The 21,621-nt window shown below is 36.8% G+C and carries 20 protein-coding genes; 15 read left to right on the forward strand and 5 right to left on the reverse strand.

Translation table 11 applies throughout. The features are described 5' to 3' along the window. A partial coding sequence (locus FGQ66_RS12170; RefSeq protein ID WP_138301718.1) for a transposase occupies nucleotides 1–126 on the forward strand: 126 nt, incomplete at its 5' end. A gap of 91 nt (nucleotides 127–217) precedes the next feature. Here FGQ66_RS12170 and FGQ66_RS12175 read toward each other — a convergent pair. Then, nucleotides 218–1,021 carry a DUF1189 domain-containing protein gene (locus tag FGQ66_RS12175; RefSeq protein ID WP_138302523.1) on the reverse strand — a complete coding sequence of 268 codons (804 nt, stop codon included), beginning with the start codon at nucleotides 1,019–1,021 and terminating at the stop codon, nucleotides 218–220. A gap of 508 nt (nucleotides 1,022–1,529) precedes the next feature. Here FGQ66_RS12175 and FGQ66_RS12180 point away from each other — a divergent pair. From FGQ66_RS12180 to FGQ66_RS12190, 3 genes are all read left to right on the forward strand, one after another. Continuing rightward, on the forward strand, nucleotides 1,530–2,000 hold the full coding sequence (locus FGQ66_RS12180; protein WP_081135816.1) for a GtrA family protein: 471 nt from the start codon (nucleotides 1,530–1,532) through the stop codon (nucleotides 1,998–2,000). 91 nt (nucleotides 2,001–2,091) lie between these two features. Beyond that, complete coding sequence (locus FGQ66_RS12185; RefSeq protein ID WP_081135818.1) at nucleotides 2,092–2,700, forward strand: superoxide dismutase; 609 nt, start codon at nucleotides 2,092–2,094, stop codon at nucleotides 2,698–2,700. 131 nt (nucleotides 2,701–2,831) lie between these two features. Beyond that, entirely contained in the window at nucleotides 2,832–3,032 is a 201-nt protein-coding gene (locus FGQ66_RS12190; protein WP_002292860.1) for a cold-shock protein, read from the forward strand. A gap of 187 nt (nucleotides 3,033–3,219) precedes the next feature. Here the strand turns inward: FGQ66_RS12190 and FGQ66_RS12195 are convergent, their stop codons facing one another. Further along, nucleotides 3,220–4,668: a helix-turn-helix domain-containing protein gene (locus FGQ66_RS12195; protein ID WP_227326385.1), complete on the reverse strand. Its 1,449-nt coding sequence runs from the start codon at nucleotides 4,666–4,668 to the stop codon at nucleotides 3,220–3,222. Nucleotides 4,669–5,193: 525 nt separating this feature from the next. On the opposite strand from FGQ66_RS12195, the gene FGQ66_RS15250 reads away from it, so the two are divergent. The 5 genes from FGQ66_RS15250 to FGQ66_RS12220 all read left to right on the forward strand — a co-directional run bounded on the left by FGQ66_RS15250 (nucleotide 5,194) and on the right by FGQ66_RS12220 (nucleotide 12,104). Continuing rightward, nucleotides 5,194–7,098 (forward strand): adhesive domain-containing protein, encoded by a 1,905-nt coding sequence (locus FGQ66_RS15250; RefSeq protein WP_171024612.1) that lies wholly within the window; start codon nucleotides 5,194–5,196, stop codon nucleotides 7,096–7,098. An 85-nt stretch (nucleotides 7,099–7,183) separates the two neighbouring features. Beyond that, nucleotides 7,184–8,857 (forward strand): hypothetical protein, encoded by a 1,674-nt coding sequence (locus tag FGQ66_RS12205; RefSeq protein ID WP_138302524.1) that lies wholly within the window; start codon nucleotides 7,184–7,186, stop codon nucleotides 8,855–8,857. A 15-nt stretch (nucleotides 8,858–8,872) separates the two neighbouring features. After that, on the forward strand, nucleotides 8,873–9,112 hold the full coding sequence (locus FGQ66_RS12210) for a hypothetical protein (RefSeq protein WP_095443786.1): 240 nt from the start codon (nucleotides 8,873–8,875) through the stop codon (nucleotides 9,110–9,112). 15 nt (nucleotides 9,113–9,127) lie between these two features. After that, a complete protein-coding gene (locus FGQ66_RS12215) occupies nucleotides 9,128–10,621 on the forward strand; it encodes a Mur ligase family protein (protein ID WP_081134778.1) in 1,494 nt (497 codons plus the stop codon). 307 nt (nucleotides 10,622–10,928) lie between these two features. Then, nucleotides 10,929–12,104 carry an LCP family glycopolymer transferase gene (locus FGQ66_RS12220; RefSeq protein WP_081134777.1) on the forward strand — a complete coding sequence of 392 codons (1,176 nt, stop codon included), beginning with the start codon at nucleotides 10,929–10,931 and terminating at the stop codon, nucleotides 12,102–12,104. A 66-nt stretch (nucleotides 12,105–12,170) separates the two neighbouring features. Here the strand turns inward: FGQ66_RS12220 and FGQ66_RS12225 are convergent, their stop codons facing one another. Next, nucleotides 12,171–12,641: a TspO/MBR family protein gene (locus FGQ66_RS12225; protein WP_081134775.1), complete on the reverse strand. Its 471-nt coding sequence runs from the start codon at nucleotides 12,639–12,641 to the stop codon at nucleotides 12,171–12,173. Between the two features lie 528 nt (nucleotides 12,642–13,169). Here FGQ66_RS12225 and FGQ66_RS12230 point away from each other — a divergent pair. The 3 genes from FGQ66_RS12230 (at nucleotide 13,170) to FGQ66_RS12240 (ending at nucleotide 16,757) form a co-directional block, all read left to right on the forward strand. After that, nucleotides 13,170–14,987 (forward strand): fibronectin type III domain-containing protein, encoded by a 1,818-nt coding sequence (locus FGQ66_RS12230; RefSeq protein WP_138302525.1) that lies wholly within the window; start codon nucleotides 13,170–13,172, stop codon nucleotides 14,985–14,987. Between the two features lie 78 nt (nucleotides 14,988–15,065). Further along, nucleotides 15,066–15,644 carry a lytic polysaccharide monooxygenase gene (locus FGQ66_RS12235; RefSeq protein ID WP_081134772.1) on the forward strand — a complete coding sequence of 193 codons (579 nt, stop codon included), beginning with the start codon at nucleotides 15,066–15,068 and terminating at the stop codon, nucleotides 15,642–15,644. Between the two features lie 423 nt (nucleotides 15,645–16,067). Beyond that, complete coding sequence (locus FGQ66_RS12240) at nucleotides 16,068–16,757, forward strand: YcjF family protein (RefSeq protein ID WP_081134770.1); 690 nt, start codon at nucleotides 16,068–16,070, stop codon at nucleotides 16,755–16,757. Nucleotides 16,758–16,936: 179 nt separating this feature from the next. On the opposite strand, the gene rlmD is transcribed toward FGQ66_RS12240, so the two are convergent. After that, nucleotides 16,937–18,313, reverse strand: coding sequence for a 23S rRNA (uracil(1939)-C(5))-methyltransferase RlmD (gene rlmD / locus FGQ66_RS12245; protein WP_081134768.1), 1,377 nt, complete (start codon nucleotides 18,311–18,313; stop codon nucleotides 16,937–16,939). Between the two features lie 108 nt (nucleotides 18,314–18,421). On the opposite strand from rlmD, the gene recX reads away from it, so the two are divergent. From recX to ntdP, 3 genes are all read left to right on the forward strand, one after another. After that, complete coding sequence (gene recX / locus FGQ66_RS12250) at nucleotides 18,422–19,219, forward strand: recombination regulator RecX (protein WP_081134767.1); 798 nt, start codon at nucleotides 18,422–18,424, stop codon at nucleotides 19,217–19,219. Continuing rightward, complete coding sequence (mutY, locus tag FGQ66_RS12255; RefSeq protein WP_138302526.1) at nucleotides 19,212–20,396, forward strand: A/G-specific adenine glycosylase; 1,185 nt, start codon at nucleotides 19,212–19,214, stop codon at nucleotides 20,394–20,396. Before recX ends, mutY begins: the two co-directional genes overlap by 8 nt. Before the next feature lie 93 nt (nucleotides 20,397–20,489). After that, nucleotides 20,490–21,023: a nucleoside tri-diphosphate phosphatase gene (ntdP, locus tag FGQ66_RS12260; protein WP_005876322.1), complete on the forward strand. Its 534-nt coding sequence runs from the start codon at nucleotides 20,490–20,492 to the stop codon at nucleotides 21,021–21,023. 72 nt (nucleotides 21,024–21,095) lie between these two features. On the opposite strand, the gene FGQ66_RS12265 is transcribed toward ntdP, so the two are convergent. Continuing rightward, nucleotides 21,096–21,530 (reverse strand): GNAT family N-acetyltransferase, encoded by a 435-nt coding sequence (locus FGQ66_RS12265; protein WP_081134763.1) that lies wholly within the window; start codon nucleotides 21,528–21,530, stop codon nucleotides 21,096–21,098. Nucleotides 21,531–21,621: the final 91 nt, after the last annotated feature.

Consider the following 21,621-nt stretch of genomic DNA (forward strand, 5'->3'; position numbering starts at 1 on the left):
GGACCATTGGAATGTTTAAACAACCACATCAAAGTATTAAAACGCAATGCGTACGGCTTTCGCAGCTTTTACAATTTTAAACTACGGATCATGATTCGTCATGGCAAAACATTTTTAACCAAATAAACAGAACAGAAAGAGGGTTTCTTCTTTCTGTTCTGTCCAAATTATTCTAAGATTTCTCTTTACCAACATCATTTGACAAAGAGCCTTTTTTTTACATCATTTGAATCTTGGGCCAGCCTTTGACTGCTTGGGAAAAAATGAATAATCCGGCAATCGCGATAAATGCACTTGTATCAAATGTCGGCAAGAAGATCATTAGAATCGTCGCCAACAAGGTAGGAAGTGAAATCGCATAGATCATTGTTTTCAAACAATCAAGAAACGTTGCTCTTGTTAAACGAAGTCGTGCATAGATGTATGCAGCGAAATTAGCAAAAAATAATGTGATGATCAGGTTCAAGAAGCTCGGATAGATTGAAATCAAGAAAGTCACGGCTTTTATCCAAAATGGAATCGATGCTTCACTTAAGGTATCGCGTAATTGTTTCCCTGTTAGATTTTTTATAGCATCATTCGTGTACTCAAGCTCAAATTGATTACTACTTAATAAAGCAGTTGTTGTTCCCGTATTTGGAAAAGCGACCACAAGCTCATTTTCAAGCATCCCCACACTTAAAAAGTTGCCCATCAAGTCAGAAGTGACATCTTTTTCTGAACGTCTGCCTTCTGGATCGAATGTAAATATAATCGAATTGGTTTGGTAAATGAATCCCTCATTATCTTTTGTATCGATTTTGCCATCTTTGATCGTAAAATCTGGTATTCTAGTTGCGATTTTCTGTCCATCCGCTTTGATATTATTCAAGACTTGAAAAGTTTGAAAGGAGATAGGCAACGCCATAATGATACTGAGCACCAATAAATAGAGGATCGATTTACCGAATGGTGTATTTCTGGCATTTTTAAGCTCTTTGAATTGTGTGAAAGAGCTAATGATTAATTGTTTAGTTGTCATAACTACTCCTTTAATAATAGTGTCGTCATTAGCAATTCTAGCGAAGTCAGAAAGGAAATACAAGGGGCATATAGGAAAACACAAAATTGATGGGTCATTTTAGCAAACATGTTATGCTGATAGAGTAAAGGTTGATGTAGGAAAAGATGAAAGACCACCAGCAATCAACTAAAATCTTGTGGGTTGTTTTTCAAATGGTGTGATTACTTTAGTAGAATTTATTGGTGTGGTTTTTCAGGTAGATTATCATTGAATTCTGATGCTTTCCATGATTTTTGAGATACATCAGCAAGTATGCTATCTTACTGTAACTCAAAAAATAGCTTCAAAACAAAGAAATCCTAAAAAATATCTGGCTATCCAAGATCCAAAATAAAAAATGCATATAACGATTCAAGCGGAAACAAATGCAAAGGATAAGGAACGATTGATTTTAAGAATTGAAGATGAAATATTTTCCTAAATAAGGTATGATGAAGCAGAAATGAATAGTAAGGTAGGTTGACCAATGAATCTTTATCATCAAGCAAAACATTTTTTAGAACGAAAAGGGTATTGGGAGATTTTTATTTACCTCTTTTTTGGTGGTTTGGCAACAGTTGTTAACTTTGTCAGTTTCTATATTGCACTACAACTGTTTGAGTTAAGTATGCCTGTTTCTAATACGATCTCTTGGATTTGTTCCGTTTTATTTGCATTTGTCACAAATAAAATCTGGGTGTTCCATTCAAAATCTCCAAGCTTTCTTCATTTAATCATCGAATTTGGAAAATTTATTTTTTATCGAGTAGTATCGTATGGAATGGATATGGGTGCCATGCTACTCATGATCCAAGTGATGCATGTCAATGATTATGTGGCAAAAATCATTACACAGGTCATCGTAGTATTAGCAAATTATATTTTCAGTAAATTATTTATCTTTAAAGAAACAGAAATTATTGAAGAAGAACTTCCTGAAAATCAGAACAAGAAATAGCTATAAGCATAATTTTTGTAGAAATCCCTTCTCTTTGTTACTCTTTGTAGTGTAAAGACTATGAACAAACACATTGAGGAGGAATTTTTTTATGACTTACACATTACCAGATCTACCTTATGCATTTGATGCACTGGAACCATATATCGATGAAGAAACGATGCACTTGCATCATGACAAACACCATAATACTTATGTTACAAACTTAAACGCAGCTATTGAAAAGTATCCAGAATTAGGCGAAAAATCAGTGGAAGAATTGATTTCTGATATGGACGCGATTCCTACTGATATTAAGACAGCGGTACAAAACAATGGTGGTGGACATGCAAACCATTCATTTTTCTGGAAAATCATGGCACCTAATGCGGGTGGCGAACCAACAGGCGAAATCAAAGAAGCGATTGATGAAGCTTTTGGTGATTTCGCAACATTTAAAGAAGAGTTCAAGAAAGCGGCTGCCGGACGCTTTGGATCAGGTTGGGCATGGTTAGTGTTGGAAGATGGTAAATTGGCAATCACTTCTACAGCAAACCAGGATTCTCCATTGATGACAGGCCAAACACCTATCTTAGGATTAGATGTGTGGGAACATGCATATTACTTGAAATATAAAAATGTACGCCCTGACTATATTGCTGCTTTTTGGAATGTTGTCAACTGGGACGAAGTAAACAAACAATTTGCAGCCGCAAAATAAATGATAGCTGTTTTGCATACTCCAAAATCGAATTGAAAAATAAATTTAGCAAAGCTTGCGAGCGTTTTCTAAATTGGGTATAATAGGCTTGCAAGGTATCTTGCAAGAACTTTTTTGGAGGCTATACATTTATGGAACATGGAACAGTAAAATGGTTCAACAATGAAAAAGGATTTGGGTTTATTACAGTAGATGGCGGAGACGATGTATTTGTACATTTTTCAGCAATCCAAGGTGACGGCTTCAAGAGCTTAGAAGAAGGTCAAGAAGTTGAATTTACGATTGTTGAAGGCGCTCGTGGTCCACAAGCTGCTGAAGTGACTAAATTATAATAATTTGTTGAAGAAAAGCCCGCGGTTGCGGACTGATCAAAGCAATAAAAAGAAGATGGTTGATCCATCTTCTTTTTTGATTTTTTAAAGGAAAAAATCATTGATTCTGTGAGTGCTTCTATGGCAATAATGACTTGTTTTTTACAAAATTTGAAAAAATAGTTTCCCCTGTACTTTAGTGGAAGAATCAACGATTTACTATTTTTTGGATCTTTTGACTTAGTAGATAGATCTGCTCGCTAGACATTTCAGTAGAAATCGTCAAAGTGGGGATAGACTCTTCGTAAGTCACTGTTTTTAACGGAATGTCTGTTGTGCGGATGATCAAGTCGGGCTTGTATAAGAAATCATTTGTAAAGAGAACATTTAAATAGATGCGTAATTGTTCTTGCAGCATTTCCATATAAGTCAATTCAATACTTAATGGAAAATCACTTTCAAATTTGATTTTTATTTCTTTATCAAAATAAGTAGGAGAAGCTACAATCATAAATGCTTCTGCTAGATTCCATGGATGAACCCATGCCAATGTCTGACTTTGATTTTTAAAGTGTTGTGAGAGACGATTGATTTCACGATTGAATGTGGGATAATTTTTTTCAATAAAGGTTGAGATATCATGCTTGATAATCGAAAACTCGGGAAATAGATAACCAGTCATTCCATTGGCAAATAAGGTGCTGTTTAGTAACCTTTTTTTGCTATTGATCTGTGAAGATTTAAATCCTATGGAATAAAGATAACGATAAAAATTATTTTGAAATTGTTTGATAGGTGTGTCTTCTTTTAAATGGATTTTTGTTGCTTTGTCTAAAAAATGATCATTCAAATAAAAAGAGGTACGTGTTTGTAACCAGAGAAATAAAAATTCAATCTCGGAAGTGGTTAGAGATAGTCTATTAAATCCAATACTCAATTCAGAGGCTATTTCTTCGAATGCCAACCATAATTGGTCAGTGAAGGAAGGTAATCTCTCTTTTTGTATTCGATTTTCTTGATCAGCTCTTAATTTAGTGATTGCCACGATAAAACACCATTCCATCATTTTTATTTTATTCGGTCTTTGATTGATCAATTGAAAGGATTTTTCGATGACCAAAAAAACTTGATGAAAATCGACTCCCTTAAAGGGCCATTCTACTCCACGATAGGATTGCCATAAGATTAAATAAATGAGGTAACGAATCTGTGTTTCTTCTCCTCTAATAAAAATGTGACCTTTTGCGGTTTTTATTTGAATACGATATTTTTCCAATAGCTGATTGATACGAGTGAGATGTCTTCTTAAAAAAGACTCACTAATATTCCTCGATTTTGAAAATTCTGTAAGATCAACTTGAGATTGAAGACAAAGTGTATGTACTAATTGAAAAACAGAAGAATGGTCTAAAATAGCTAAGATCAATTTTTGGTAGTCGATACTGGTTCCAGAATAACTATAATTTCTGGTCTCTTTATTAAAGTGCCCCTTCGACAGTTCTTGGATATGTTCACAATGATTCAATATGGAACGCTTATCGGAGTTAGTCAACGCAGAGAGTTCCTCCAAATTCCAGCTTTTTTTTGATATATATATATTTTCTAAAATCGTTAATTGTGTCTGGGTATTTTTCTCTAAAAATGAAATAAAATCCATTTCTTATCCTCCTTTTAATGTAAATATTGATAATTCATTCTCAATATTTGTATTTTTTTTTACAAATATTGAGAAATAATCTTTTTTTACCAGCGTTTGTACCTAAAAACTGTTTTATTTATATTTGTTTAATAGTTATTTTATATTCTTTCACAGAAATGACAGCCCTTTCATAAAAGAACGAGTTGCTTTATGAGTTTTTGCTAATTTAATTATAATGTATTTAATAAAAAAAGCGAAATGTTTTGAAAATATAACGTACATATAAAAACACATTGAAACTGCAGATTTAGATAAATGAGTTATTTAAATCGGAGTTAAAACTTAATAATAGATTTCTAATTTATCAGTTGTTAAACTCCGAGTAACTTAAGTTAACGAATCATTTTCTTTCAAAAAGATATCTTTTTGGGTCAAAAAAATCTATTGAGGAGTGTTGCACAGAGGGGAATCGTAGCTTCAATTATTGGCTTAGTGGGGGATGAAATAGATAAAAGAGGGCTAAGCACCCAAGGGGGTTACAAAATGAAAAAAGATTATAAGAAGAGTATGGATCAAAAAGAACGGGCGAAGCGTCGCTCAAAAAAATACTTACTAGTAGGAACATCTATTGCTGCGGGAATCATGTTGGGTGCAGCACCGATCACGATTGCGACACCATTATTTACGATAGGTTCGCAACAGGTATACGCTGATTTGGTTAGCGGACAGCTATTTAATAATCTGAATACGACGAATACAAGCGGAACGAGTACTGGGGCACCTTACGTGGCAGATGGCTCAATCAGAAATGTTGATTTTGTGATTTCGGCTAATAATGGATTAGACGTGAGTTTGCTTACTGGAACAAGACGAGCTGTTTTAGCTATTCCTGAAGAGATGCAAGGTCTAGTTGATGTAAATGGTAGCGGTACCTTCAGGACAGATATCTTGTTGCCAGGAGATGAATTAGCTCCATTACTAACAGTTGTGAATGGAGCGGTTTCAGCATTGGTAGGTTCTGTAGAAAATATCGTCAATCTCAATCCATTAGCTTCAGTGAATTTGAGTGAAGTGTATGAACAATTAGCATTATTAGAAAATTTGAGTACGCTGAGTTCGGCAGAAATTGCTCTTGCTTTACAACAAACAGAAAATGGCGATTATATTTACGGGGAACTAGATGGCGCACTAGAAACAGTTATTCGAGAAGGACTTAGTGATATTTTGACAGGAATTAACAATGCTGTCCAAGCGCTTGAGGCAACCCCAAATTCACCAATCACGGGGGGATTAGCAGCTGCGGCAATCAATGGAGTACTAAGTTCAACGATCAAGCCCGCCTTTAATTTGGCTTTTGCAGGGGCCCTAGGTTTGGTTAATGTGGGTTCTTCTTTAATTGGTACTTTGGCTGATGTGAGTGTTTTAGGGGAAACGACAGTAACGATACCAACGACCATTACAGATCCTAACGCGACTGGTTTGACTGCTGCCGGCGTTGATTTGTCTGTACCTTATGAAGCTGGGTTTGTTGGGAATATTGTGAAATCCGATGTGCTAGCCATTGATATTGCGTCGAATTATGATGGTTACACACCTGTTTTTTATGCAGTAAGGGCAGTAACAGCACCTTATAATATTACAGTAACAGGTAATTCAACTGAGGGGTATGAGGTCACTGGGATGGCAGATCCAAACGCAATCGTCCGAATCTATGATGATACTGGAAATTTGATTGCAGAAGGTCGAGCAGACGGAACTGGTAGTTTCACGATTCCAGTTTCTCAAGAGGATGTTGCGCCATTAGATGAGATTCAATTGATTGCATATGATGATAATGATAATCCAAGTCTACCAACAGTTGCCGTAATTCCAGATGATGAAGAAGCAGATGCGGATGCGGATGCCGACGCCGATGCTGACGCTGATGCGGATGCGGATGCGGATGCCGACGCCGATGCCGATGCGGACGCTGATGCCGACGCAGATGCCGATGCCGATGCCGATGCGGATGCTGATGCGGATGCCGATGCCGATGCGGACGCCGATGCCGACGCTGATGCAGATGCTGACGCCGATGCCGACGCTGATGCCGACGCTGATGCTGACGCTGATGCGGATGCTGATGCCGATGCGGACGCCGATGCAGATTCTGACGCCGATTCTGATGCTGATGCCGACGCTGATGATAATCAAGATACGACCATCATTAACGTGGTAACAAATAATTTTGGTGGGTCAGGACCAACAGCAACACCAAAACTACCAGTACAATATAGTAGTTCAGGGGTTTCTAAACCTTCATCTATGACTAGCGGAAGTAGTACACCAAAAATGTATCCTAAGACATCAGATACGATTGGTTCATCTGCTTCTTGGTTAGGCGGACTAGTATCGCTGATTTCAGGTTTAGGGATTTGGAAAATGAAAAAAAGTAAGAAAAAACAATAACTAAAAAAGGCTATGGCTATAGATGAGACTATTTCCTATAGTGATTCGATGCCATAGCCTTTTTATTATTAATAGAGGTGGGAATATGCTTGTTCAGACGAATACACATACGAATCTATCAATGATCAAAAAGATACTTGAAACGGTAGATAAAACTATTCCAACAAAATTACTGATTGTTTCTGTCGGAGACTTTAAAGAGCGAGGACAAATCTACGAATTTTATGGGAATAATCTAAAAGTAATCTGGAATAATTTATTGACAGCTTATAGAATCAATCAATTTGAAAAGGCACCGTATTTAAGATTGGACATAGTTACAAACGAAGAGTCAGCAGATTATCACCAAGTAAATGAACGATTGAAAAAAATCAAACGAAATAATTATGTCGATTTCAACTTGCGGATCGACGGTCTAAGAAAGAGAAGTTTCCTCAAAGAAGAATTAGTGGCAAATGCCATTATTAAACCTAGTAAAACACATAAAGTTGGTAAAAATCTTCCTGACTTGCATATCGACCCGCAAAATTATCGAGGATATATTAAACGTAAATACGGTCGAGAAGAGACGGATCTCAGTTATTTGGAACGTTCGAAGTTCTACTTTTTTGAAACGGCATCTTTCTACTTAGAGCAAGGAAATATTTATCCGCTGAAAAACTATGGGAATGGGAATCGGGTCCGAGAGGTAACTTATGACAATCTTGAAGAAACAACGAGATTGGTAATTGAACAAGGAAGTATGTATCTAAAAAAACAATTAACAAAATCTGGACAATTCATTTACGGATACTATCCTTGCTACAATCAACTGCTGAAAGGATACAATTCTGTCCGTCATTTTTCTTCTCTATATGCTTTAGCAGAAGCAGCAGAATATTCATATGATCCAAACATGCTTCAAAACATCAAAAATGGCTTGCTCTGGGGTATCGATAATCTAACCTCTGAAGTTGACGGTTACTTGCTAATCAAAGATTATTTGAATAAAGAAATCGAATATAAATTAGGCGCACAAGCAACGGCTATCTTAGCAATTGCTAAATATATCGAAGTGACAGGCGACCAGGAACTCTATAAATATTTAAGTCGATTGATCGAGACAGTATCAAAAAAATTTATTACTTCAAATAGTAAGACCATTCATGTACTTGATGCCGATTTGAATTTAAAAGAGGAGTTTCGGATCATCTACTATGATGGTGAAATCCTATTTTCTTTACTTCGAGCTTATGGGATTTTCCATGATTTAGCGATTTTTGAAATTTGTGAAGGACTGATGGAACGATTTGTCACAGATGGTTATCAAAAATACCATGATCATTGGCTGAGCTATGCAACAAATGAAATGATAAAATATCAAGAAAAAGACACATATTATGAATTTGGTATCAAAAATGCGATGGTAAATATCGATTTTATTGATAAGCGGGACACTGCGTATCCAACGATGCTTGAATTACTAGTGGCAGCTTCCAAAATGATGAAAAAATTGGAAACAAGTGAATCAAGAGAAAGACTGTTTAAAACAGAAGAGGAGTTTATAGCTATACAAGACCGAATCAACACAGTCATGGAGAAACGTGTATTGCATGAAATCACAACAGGAGTGATGTTTCCTGAGTTTGCCCAGTTTTTCAAAAAACCAGAAGTGATCAACTATGGCTTTTTTGCCCGTCATGATCGCTTTCGGATGAGAATTGACGATGCAGAACATTTTTTATCTGGTTTGATCAATTATTTGATTCATTATAAATAGAAGGAGTGAATAAAAATGGTTGGGTATATTCGTTTTGCAGCATTAGCGTTGATAGGTTTTTCATATGTGGGATTCCGATTAAAAAAGAAAAAAGATCATCAGAAGAATCAGATGGAGACTGATTTAAGTCAATATGAAAAAAATGAAGAGGGACTCTACCCTTGGGAAGTTGATCAGGATAACTCTCCAGAAAGAATTGAAAAAACAGCAACAAGATATGTCAATCAAGCAAGACCTCGACGTGGCAGATGGTAAAGGTGGGATGAGGACATGTGGACAATTCAGAATATTTTAAATGGAATAGATGGAAATTTTTTTAAGATATATGATCATTTAGATCAACCAATCACAGATTTTGAATATTTTTCAGGACATTTAAAACGAAATCAAGATTATTCAACAACCGCGTTTGTTTCTATTTCGTCAGAAAGAAGAAATTATGTCAATCGTAAAAGTATAGCCTGGAGAGATGGAAATGAACAAATCAAAGGGCGGGAGAATGAGTTTGCTTTACTCATAACAGAAACACCGATTGATGATCCTTCGGTTAAGACACCACAATTTATTGTAGAAGACAGCTGGAAATTCTTGTTAGAAATATCGTCGAAGTTGCGAAAAGCGTACCATAATCCTGTCATAGCAATCACTGGTTCAGCAGGAAAAACATCGACCAGAATAATGATTTCCCACTTGTTACAAAAGGAAAAAGTACTTGCAAATCGAGGAAATCATAATGTTCGTTTTGCGATTCCCCTCTATCTGAGCAAGCTGGTAGGACAACCAGATATAGTGAACTTAGAAGTGTCAGTCAATGCGTTGAACTCTTACGACACAGGATCAATGTCAAACCTTATTCAACCAGATATTGCGATTGTGACCTCAATTGGAGAGGCACATCTTAGCTCATTGAAAGACACGATTGGCGTGGCACGTCATAAAGCAAAAATATTCGAGGGATTGAAGGAAAATGGGACAGCTATCATCAATGCCGATATTGGAACGGAAGAGTTGGCTATTTTGACAGCTGCTGCACGTAAGCATACAAGTGAAATCTTTACCTACTCGATAACGGACCCCACTAGAGATGTTTTTGTAATCAGTACTACGCAAAAAAGAGACTATTGCAATGTAAATATCTCATTTTTCGGCAAAAAAATTTCTTTAAATCTATCGGTTGCTTCATTAGGAATGGTCTCGAATACATTAGCCACCTTGTTGACTGTTTGGAAAATCAAAGGAGATATCCATCCTTACCTCGCGGCTTTTGAAACATTTAAACCGCTGACGAAAATATTAGAGAAAACCTGTTATAGATCTGATAGTGGTCCCAATTTTACATTTATTGATGATACACATAATGCATCTTTACCGGCAATGAAAAATGTAATTGCTTATTTCAATGAAATCAGCCCTTTTTACCAAGGAACGAAATTATTGATCCTTGGTCAAATTGCAGATTTAGGGGAGGCGTCTAAAGAAGTCCATGAATCCTTAAAAGGACAGATGGAACAATCTACAGCAGATTATATTTTTGGCTATGGTGAACAGTTCAAGGAAATTTTCAGTGCAGAGCATCAACAATACGAAAATTTTCAATGGTTTGCTAGTTTATCTAAGATGAGTCAGCGAATTGAAACATTACTAAATGAAGATAGTTTACTCTTTGCAAAAGGATCTGTTACTGGAAGTGATTTTCAACAAATCGATAAATATATCCGGAAGATCGCAAATAAACGGAATTTGAAGAGTGAAGTCAGTGTTTAATAGGTTAAAAAAGAAGAGACAATGTCCAGGTTAAAGACAACGTTTCTTTTTTTTGACTGAAAAAAAGTATAAATATAATCTATCTATTTTAACCGAAATATGTAAAAGCGCTTTGAAAGACTAGAATTGCTACTTTTCTCTAAACAAATGCTATGGTATGATAGTTTAAGAATTTTGAAAAAATACATATAAATCAGTTATCCTTGTAATTATTATTTAAAGTTTTATTATGATTAACTAAGTGAATTGCTGAATTATTAGTTATGTGAGAAAATATTTTAACGAAAATGTGAGACAGAGGTGTATTATGAAGCGGTGGCAAAAAGTTATTTTAGCTTTTTTAGGCGTTCTTGTTATTCTGATTGGCGGGATCTCAGCTTATGGAATCAAGTTCATGGGAGAAGCAAGTAAAACAGTAGATCAAATATCTAAAAAATCAAGTCGAGTATCAACTAAGCGTGATAATAAAGTCAATATCGATGATAAGGAACCTTTTTCTGTGCTACTTTTAGGGCTAGATACGGGTGGACTTGGTCGGACAGAACAAGGTCGTTCGGATACGATGATGGTGGTTACCGTCAACCCACAACAAAAAAAATCAACGATCATCAGTTTAGATCGCGATATTTATACGAATATCGTTGGTTACGGCACCGTGGATAAGTTAAATCATGCCTATGCGTTTGGTGGCGTTGATATGGCAATGAATTCAATCGAGCAATTATTAGATATTCCCATCGATCATTACGTAACGATCAATCTAGATGGTATGGAAGATTTGATCAATGCGGTTGGGGGAATTGAAGTAAACAACAAAATCGACTTCACTCTAGATGGGATACATGTACCGGTTGGTAAGCAAACATTAGATGGAGAAAAAGGATTAGCGTATTCTCGGATGCGTCATGAAGATCCTAAAGGGGATGTTGGCCGACAAGCACGACAACGTGAAGTAGTTACCAAGATCGTGAACAAAGTGCTAAGTTTAGACGGCGTAAGCAATTATCGTAAAATATTAAAAGCTGTTGAAAAAAATGTCACTACCGATTTAGACTGGGATGACATGTTGGATGTAGCTACAAATTACACCTCTGCTTTTGAAACGATCAAACAAGATCAATTGCAAGGAAAAGATGCAATGATCGATAATATTTATTATCAGATACTAGGTCAAAATGATCTGTTAGCTATCCAAAATGAATTGAAAAAACAATTAGAGATCAAGACAAGTGATACATTGCCAAACTTAAAGAATGATAACGCGTCTTACATGTTCTATGACGACTCAGATGGTTCGGATGGAGAAAACACGGATGCTGGAACTACTAACAGCAGTTCAAGCTACTATTCTCAAGACACGAGTCAGTATAACAATCAATACAATAATGATACGACCCAAAATGGGTACCAAGATAATGGTCAGAATTACGATCAAAACTATGATCAGAACTACGATCAAAATTACGACCAAAATGGCTATTAAAAAAAGAAGCACTCGCGTTTGTTCAACTCCCGCGAGTGTTTCTTTTTATGCAAAAAATGAAGGCTATCAATTCAAAAAGTAGATAGAATAATTCAACAAGGTAGCAAATAGCACCCATAAATAGTACGGAACAAGTAACCACATCACCAAACGAAAATGTAGCCATAAATGATAGAGTAAGATCGTTAAGACAATGACTAGGATAGTAATATCGACAGCGGCAATAAAATTACTTTGCAAATTAAAGAATAAAGCAGACCAAAGAAAGTTACAGATAAATTGGATAACGAATAGTGTAAGAAGCTTACGCTTTAATTTTCTCTCATCCATTTGTGTTAAAAAATATAGTGCCATACCCGTTAAGATATAGAGTACTGTCCACATCGGCCCGAAGATCCAACTTGGTGGCGCGAACGGAGGCAAGTCTAATGAATAATAGTAACTTCCAGGATTGCCACTAAGTAGCCCTGATATAAATCCTAGGATAACGATTCCCACTGTACATAACCAAAAACGAAAATCTTTTAATATAACCATTTTATTATCTCCCTTCTATGATTTAAGTTTACCATGAACATTTCAGACATACTCAAATTTACTCTGAGGATCCAAAAGGTAAAAGTAATCATTCGGTTAGCTATTATTTTAGTTGATGGCTAGATAGAAGTATTTGACGTTTTGAAAATCAGCCATTTAGTCCTATTTAGAATGAGTGTAGGACAAAAGTAAGAAACACTTTTGTCTCATTCTTTAAAAACGAATAAACGGCGGGAGCAGAAGCAACGCCTTCGGAAATAAGCCGAAATTCACAAAAATTTGAAAAGCAATTTCCGTTAATTTCTTCTTATTTCTCGGAGTTAAACACTTCTGTCCCAGCCTCATTTGTACTACTCTTTCTTAGTTTTAAACTGATTTTTAGCAACAAACATGTTAAATTTAGAATTTGACTTTAATAAATTAAATAACGTTAATATTGTTTTGTTTGTTATTTTCTAAATGTTATAATTTATATGTAATCGGTTACATAAATGTTTTTAATAACAAAAATATGATAGGGGTGGGGAAATGGAGAAAAAGTTTAAAAGATTATTTGTAGGAGCGGCGCTTTGTAGTTTGCTGATTGCACCGTTATTGTTAGATGCAGAGGAAACATTGGCAACAGAACAAAGTAGTAAACAACAAGCAGATTTTGGGGTTGGTCAAGGTATTCAGTGGGGAGATCAAGTGGTCGCTCCTTTTGTGGACATGACTGCCTATAGCTCAAAAGAAGATCTTTCAAGCAACGGTGCGTTAGATCTTGCAGCAGTTGCAAAGAAGACTGAGCAAAAATTTTTTAATTTAGGATTCATGCAAGCAAAAGGAGTTAAAAATGACAGAATTGACTGGGCTTGGGGTGGCTTTAGTGGACTAAGCGAGAGTGACAATGATCAATGGCAATATGAAGGAATCAAAAAATCAATTCGTGAATTGAGAGGAATCGGTGGTGATGTGGCGATTTCTTTTGGTGGATTGAATTCTGGTGCTTTTTGGGAAACGACACAAGATATTTCTATTTTAGCTAATTCATACACCGAAATCATCCAAGGCTATGGCCTTACTCGAGTCGATTTCGATGTGGAAGCGGCAGCAATGGGCTATCAAGAAAATTTAGCAAATGCAAAAGCGATCAGGCAAGTCCAAGAAAAAACGGGTGTAGAAGTGACATTGACTTTACCAGTTATGGATACTGGGCTGATTTCGACAGGATTGTCTGTACTACAAGCCTATTTAGAGGCAGGAGTAGAGCTAACTACAGTTAATTTGATGACGATGTGTTATGGCAGTGTCGTTCCTGACTACGCACAAGGTTCTTTAGATGCAGTAGACAATACGATGGTTCAATTGAAGGATTATTACAAGCGTTTCACCAACACGACGTTAACAGATGAACAAGCATATGCAAGACTAGGCACAACGCCTTCGATTGGATTTGAAAGTGAAGCACATCCGTATTTTACAACAGCAATGCTCAATAAGGTTATCCAACATGCAAAAGAAAAGAAAATCGGTATGGTTTCTTACTGGTCAATGAACCGAGATGCAATGGTGGATGGTGGGCAAGGTAAAGTCAAAAATCAATATGAATTTTTAACGGTCGCTCAACAATTTGGCAAAGATACTCCATCACCAGAAGATTTTGAAAAACCATCTACACCAACTGATTTACATGGAGTGGCTTCCTCTGATTCGATCTCATTGTCATGGACTGCATCCACAGACAATATTCAAGTATCTCATTATAATATTTACGAAGAAAATCGTTTGGTGGGAACAAGTAAGGTACCGAATTTCCTTCATAAGGGATTAAAACCAGCTACGACGTATTCTTATACGGTAGAAGCAGTAGACACAGCGGGTAATAAGTCAGAACGTTCTGCTATTTTGTCGCTTAAAACTAATGATGAAACGGAAGGCCAGCTACCAGTACCTTCTGTGCCACTTCAATTGACAGCTAAAAATATTCTACAGAATAAATTAACGTTAACATGGGTGAAAAATACACCGAATGAACAAGTGATGCACTATGCTATTTATCGTGACGGCATTCGTATAGGTGTCAGTGAAACGAATGAATTTGAAGATACTAATTTAGATGCTGGTACAACTTACACTTATCAAGTCAAAGCAATCAACCAATCTGGATCATCTGATTTCAGTCAAGCAATCACTGTTAAAACATTGGATGAAGATAGCCAAGGAAATACTTGGACAACTAATCAAGCCTACAGTATTGGAAGTATCGTAACTTATGGTGGATCTAGTTATCGCTGCTTACAAGCACATACATCAATTGCTGGCTGGACACCAGATATCGTACCAGCTTTATGGGAAAAAATCAGTTAAAAATCATAAAAGCATAATGTTTGTCATTGATAAAGAAAGCGATTACAATGAACCTATCAACTAATAGGAGGTTCATTCATGAAGAAGCTTAATGTCTTATTGTTTGTCGGTGTAGTCATGTTAGGGTTGTTTGGATTCGGTACTTCTGGATTTGCACATGGATATGTCACTTCCCCTGGAAGCCGTGCTTATTTTGGTACGGCAGCAGCGGGTAATTTGAATCAAAATGTTGGACGCGCACAGTGGGAGCCACAAAGTATCGAAGCACCTAAGAATACATTTATTGATGGAAAATTAGCAAGTGCTGGAGTCACTGGGTTTGAACCATTGGATGAGCAAACGGCAACAAGATGGCATAAAAGTGTGATCAATCCTGGTAATTTGACTATCTCATGGAACCTAACTGCGCAACATCGAACAAGCACATGGGATTACTATATGACAAAAACAGGTTGGAATCCTAATGCACCATTGAAAATCAGTGATTTTGAATTGATTGCGCAAATTGATGATAAAGCAACTGTACCACCTAAAATCGTCAATCAAACAATCACTGTTCCGCAAGATCGCAAAGGCTACCATGTGATTTTAGCTGTGTGGAACATCAGTGATACCACCAATGCTTTTTATCAAGCAATTGATGTAAATATCCAATAATAAGTAAATATCAATTAGGTTGGATAGAAGTGCTACTCCTAAATGAATAGGTCAGAATGCACGCAACTTCAAATTTTTGCGAGTCTTCATTTATTTTTCAAGGAGTTTCTACTGTTCTAATAGTTTATTCAATCCTATAGAGTGAGGGAAAAGTGAGTGTACTTTTCTCTCGCTTTTTTTGTGAGTCAATGATTTTGGTTCAGTAACAGGTTATTGTATCATGGAACTACACGGACATCAGGAAAATGTCTCGCTTAAAGCAACAAATAGGAAATCACTATGTGTGTATGTTGAAGCTTTGGATGTATCAAAATAGCTAATTGGCCTTTTTGTTTTGGTCGTCTTTGGCATATACAGAGAATGAGTGTTCTTCTCTTCAATCCATAAAGAAGAATGTTTTCAGTAATAAGGAGGAATCGATCGATGAGATTGTTAAAGAAAAAAGCAACAGTTAGTAAAGAAAAGAGTAAAGAACAGGAAGTTGATCCATTACTTTCAGAGGAATTAGACCAAGAAGAATTTGACTCTTTTTTCTCTGAAGTACTTAAAAAAATCCCACAAAAGACATCAAAGGTTATTTTGAATACGTACGAAAAATCAAAAAAAGTGGCCGAAACGATTCTGGAGAAAAATCAAGTGAAATTTGACCATGTGTTCGAAGATTTTTTAAAAGGGGTAGATCCAATCACTCGAAAAAAAAGCCATCGTATCATTCATGCTGCTTCATTGACAGCAGCGATCATTGGATGTTCTCCTATCCCATTTTCAGATGCTTTTTTATTGGTTCCGGTTCAGTTGACAATGATGGCTCGTTTGCATAAGCTATTCGGCCAGCCATGGTCTGAAAGTCTTGGAAAAAGTTTGTCAAAAGAATTAGTGGTGGTTAGCCTAGGCAGAAGTGCGGTGGGAAATCTCGTGAAATTTGTGCCAGCTGTTGGAACAGTTACAGGAGCTGCTATCAATGCGACTGTTGCTAGTGCAATTACAGAATCATTAGGTTGGGTCACTGTGAAAATGTTGAATGATGGAGAGGATATCTTTGAACAAGTCATGTCATTCAAAGGACAGTTCCAAACCTTATTTCGTGCATTGAAGACTGTCAGCAAAAAATAAACGAACGTGGGACAAATCTAAAAATCAGTTTTGTTACAGACTCTTGAATAAACGGCGGGAGCAGAAGCAACTCCTTCGAAAATAAGCCGAAATTCACAAAAATTTGAAAAACAATTTTCGTTAATTTCTTCTTATTTCTCGGAGTTAAACACTTCTATCTCGATCTTTTTCGATTAAGTCTATTTTTTTGTTAGCTTTACAACAACTTCACAACGGGCAGTTTGAGGGAACATATCAACAGATTGTAGATACTCGACCTGAAATTTTTTGCTTAATTCAACAAGGTCACGTGCCAGTGTTGAGACGTTGCAGGAAATATAGACAAGTTTAGTTGGCGGATAGGCTAAGATTGCTTGGATCAATTGAGGATCAAGTCCAGTTCTTGGCGGATCAACGATGATTCCATCTGGCTTAAATCCTTCTTTTAGCCATTTTGGTAATAATTCTTCGGCTGTTCCTACTTCATAGCGTGTATTCTGATAGCCCAAACGTTCCGCGTTTTTTCTGGCATCAGCGATAGCTTGAGGAACTGTATCCATTCCACGGATCTCTTTCGCCTGTTTTGCTACACTTAACCCGATCGTTCCTACTCCACAATAGGCATCAACGATCGTTTCGTTTGGTTGGATAGCTAATGCTTTGATTCCTTCGCCATAGAGAATTTCTGTTTGCTGTGGGTTCAATTGAAAGAAAGCACGAGGAGAAAGATCGAATGTCACTTCGTTGATATGCTCTTCAATTGCCTCTTTCCCCCATAAATGAAGGGTTTCATCACCCATCACTAGGGAAGTTTTATTTGGTTGTACATTTTGCATGATCGAAACAACTTCTGGTAATCTTTGATTGATCTCACGAATGAGTGCATTTTTTTGAGGGAATTTCCGACTTCGAGTAATAAAGACCACTTGTAACTCGCCTGTTTTGATTCCGACTCGGACCATGATCGTTCGGAAGATGCCGCTATTGCTTCTTTCATCATAAATAGGAAGATCATATTTATTCAAAAGGGTCACTACCGTATTCATTACCTTTTGTGTTCTTGGTTCTTGGACTAAGCAATCAGTCAATGGCACAAGTTCGTGCGAATTTGCTTGGTACAGTCCTGCTTCTATTTTTTGTGTTTTTTTATTTTTTCTTAGCTGAAATTGGGCCTTGTTACGATAGTGCCAAGGATCAGACATTCCGATCGTAGGGCGCAGTTGATAGGAACGGTATCCTTCTGGTTTGAATTTTTCAAGAGATTGCAAAAGTAAGTCTTTTTTGAAGTCGAGTTGCGCATGGTACGCTAAATGCTGTAACTGACAGCCACCGCATTCATAATAGACTGGACATGGAGCAACTACCCGATCCTTACTTTCTTTTTTGATTTTAACAAGCTGTCCTTCTGCATAACGAGGTGTAGCCTTTGTGATTTTCACAAGTACTTCTTCTTTGGGAAGGGCGTAAGGAACAAAGATGATCAATCGTTTAAAGTAACCGATACCTTCACCGTTGATGCCTAAACGCTTGATTTTCAAAGGGATGGTCTGGCCATTTTTGACAATAGTTTCTGTCATAAGTATCTTCCTTTTTTCTAATAGTGTGGCTTTATTCTAACATATAAAAAGAAAAGATGGGGATTTTCTATGGTATCATAGGAATATATGTTCGAAGGGAGAGAGTCGATGATAACTGTTACTAGAATCAGCAAGGGCAAGGGTCCTTTTTATCAAGTTGATTTATCTGAAGGAGATGCGTTGCGAGTATCGGAAGATATTTTAGTTCGCTATCGCTTATTGAAGGGCCAAGAGTTGACTGACGAAACGCTACAAGAGATAAGAAAGAGTAGCGGCTTTGATTTTGGCTTTCAGCAAGCCCTCAATTATTTGAGTTATCAACTGCGTTCTGAAAAAGAAATCAGAACGTATTTAAAAGACAAAGAAATCAATCTTGAAGACCGCAATAAAATCGTTGAACGGTTAAAAGAATTGGATTTGATCAATGACTTGGTTTATGGAGAAAGTTTTGTACGAACCAATGTCAGGTTAAGTGATAAAGGGCCCAAGAAATTAGCACAACAATTACAACAAAAGGGTTTGAAGCCAGAGATAATCGAACAGGCGTTGTTTCAATATCCTGATACAGATCAACAAACGATTGCTATGCAAGTAGCGGAAAAACTGTATCATAAAAATCACGGGAAAAGCCACAAGGAACTTATAAGAAAGATCCAACAAAATCTTTTAACAAAGGGATTTACACAAGAAGCCATCCAACAAGCAATAGCAAATCTGCCGCAAGAAGTAGATCAGGAGCAAGAATATGACCTTTTAGTAACACAGGGAGAAAAATTGTGGCGTAAAAATTTACGATTTGAATCGAAAAAAAGAAAAATGAAAATCAAACAAAGTTTATATCAAAAAGGATTTGATCTAGAGATGATCCAACGTTTTATTACGGAAAAGGAAGAAGAATGTGAATAAAGAATGGGAAAAATGGACAAGTGAGCAGAAAAAAGAATTCCAAAGGATTTTTATCGAATGGTACGAAAAAGAAAAGCGTAACCTTCCTTGGCGTTACAACCAAGACCCTTACCGAATTTGGATTTCTGAAATCATGCTTCAACAAACGCGTGTCGATACAGTGATTGATTATTTCTATCGTTTCATGGAGTGGTTTCCCACAATCGAATCGCTAGCAAATGCTCCAGAAGAAAAACTGCTTAAAGCTTGGGAAGGACTTGGCTACTATTCGAGAGTCCGAAACATCCAAACTGCGGCAAAACAAATCATGGCTGAATATGGCGGGGAAATGCCTCGCACGCCAGAAGAAATAAGTAAATTGAAGGGGATCGGTCCATACACGACTGGTGCAATTTCGAGTATAGCTTTTGGTTTGCCTGAGCCAGCAATCGATGGAAATGTCATGAGGGTAGTCAGTCGGCTATTTTGTATTGAAGAAGATATTGCAAAAGCATGGAGTAGAAAAACCTTTGATGAAGCGATGCGAAGTATTATTGATGAGAATCATCCAGGTGAGTTCAATCAAGCATTGATGGATCTAGGATCAGCTATTTGTACACCCACCTCACCACTTTGTGAGGAATGTCCTATCCAGGCTTTTTGTCTGGCAAAACAGGAAGGAAAGCAACAGCAGTATCCAGTAAAAACAAAAAAGGAAAAACCAAAAGACATTTATTATATTTGTGCAGCTATCCAGAATGAAGCGGGTGCCTATTATTTTGAAGAAAGGCATACACAAAAATTACTAGCAAAAATGTGGACATTTCCGATGCTGGAAGTGACAAAAGAAACATACCATCTTTTAAAAGAAGAGTGGGCGCAATCATATGAGCCTGACTTATTTGCGGAGTCGCTGGTGGCGGAAGAAGAAGGGCATATACTACCCTTTGCTTTTTCTGATGAGCTGATTTGGCAAAAGCGTCATTTGGGAGAAGTAACCCATCTTTTCAGCCATTTGAAATGGCATGTGCTTCTTTTCTATGGTCGTATACCCGCACAATCAGAAAATGTACTAAGTGAAACGAAAAACGCACGCTGGTTAAATCCCAATAGCTTTAATGACGTTGCTTTTCCGAAAGTTCAAGTCAAATTGCTGGAACAACTTGAGAAAAATCGAAACAATAGTAATCCTTTCTAGGCAAAGCACTTTTTTATTGATATAATAATTACGATGTCGGTGTAATGAACACCCAAACACAAAGCATGAGATGCTGCGTAAGGAAGGGTTGCTATGGGAGTCCCAAAAGAAGGCGAGTTTGTAACGATCCAAAGTTATAAACATGACGGCAAATTGCATCGAACGTGGCGTGATACCATGGTATTAAAAACAAGTGAGCATTCAATGATCGGTGTTAATGATCATACTCTTGTAACAGAGTCTGATGGCCGGCGTTGGGTAACTCGAGAACCAGCAATTGTTTATTTTCACAAAAAATACTGGTTCAATGTAATAGCAATGATTCGAGAAAAGGGGGTTTCCTATTATTGTAATCTAGCTTCACCTTTTTTGCTGGACGATGAGGCACTAAAGTATATTGATTATGATTTAGATATCAAAGTTTTTCCTGATGGTGAAAAACGATTACTAGATGTCGATGAATATGAGATGCATAGCCAAATGATGAATTATCCAAATGATATCGACTTTATCCTAAAAGAAAATGTGAAGATCTTGGTTGACTGGATCAATAATGGTGATGGCCCTTTCTCCGAAGGCTATATTGATATTTGGTATAACCGTTACAAGCAATTGTCGCGCAAGTAGAAAGAAAAACAGTAAGACAAAGATCATGTCTTTGTGCTTACTGTTTTTTTTGTGATTTTTATACTTGGTTGGTCAAAATTCTTTTTTCATATGGACATGCGGCATGCCAGCATCTTCAAAAGGTTCACCATATGCTTGAAAGCCTAATTTTTCATAAAAGGCTTCCGCTGTTGCTTGAGCGCCAAGTAAGATCGTGTTGTAGCCTTGCTTTTTTGAAAATGCTTCGGCTTCCTCGACTAAAATCTTGCCTAGTCCTTGGTGACGATACTCTGCTAAGATCGCCATGCGTTGTAACTTCATTTTCCCATTCTCCAATGGAAGCAGTCGGACCGTGCCACAAGGTTTTTTTTCATCTGAATAAAGAACGAAATGGACACAATGGGCCTCATCTTTGTCTATTTCTCTTGTTAGAGGGACACCTTGCTCGACGACGAACACTTGATTTCTGATGCGAACCGCATCGAGATAGATAGTACTCAAGGTATCTTTTGTTTGCACTACTTTCATCTTGTAGCCACCTTTCATTTTTTCTAGTATACTTTAAAGAAAAATAATTGAAAAGTAGATAAAAAAATCAAATTTTAGTAAGAATAAAAGA

Source organism: Enterococcus sp. BSD2780061688st2 D3, from assembly GCF_005844145.1.
Lineage (GTDB): Bacteria > Bacillota > Bacilli > Lactobacillales > Enterococcaceae > Enterococcus_B > Enterococcus_B durans.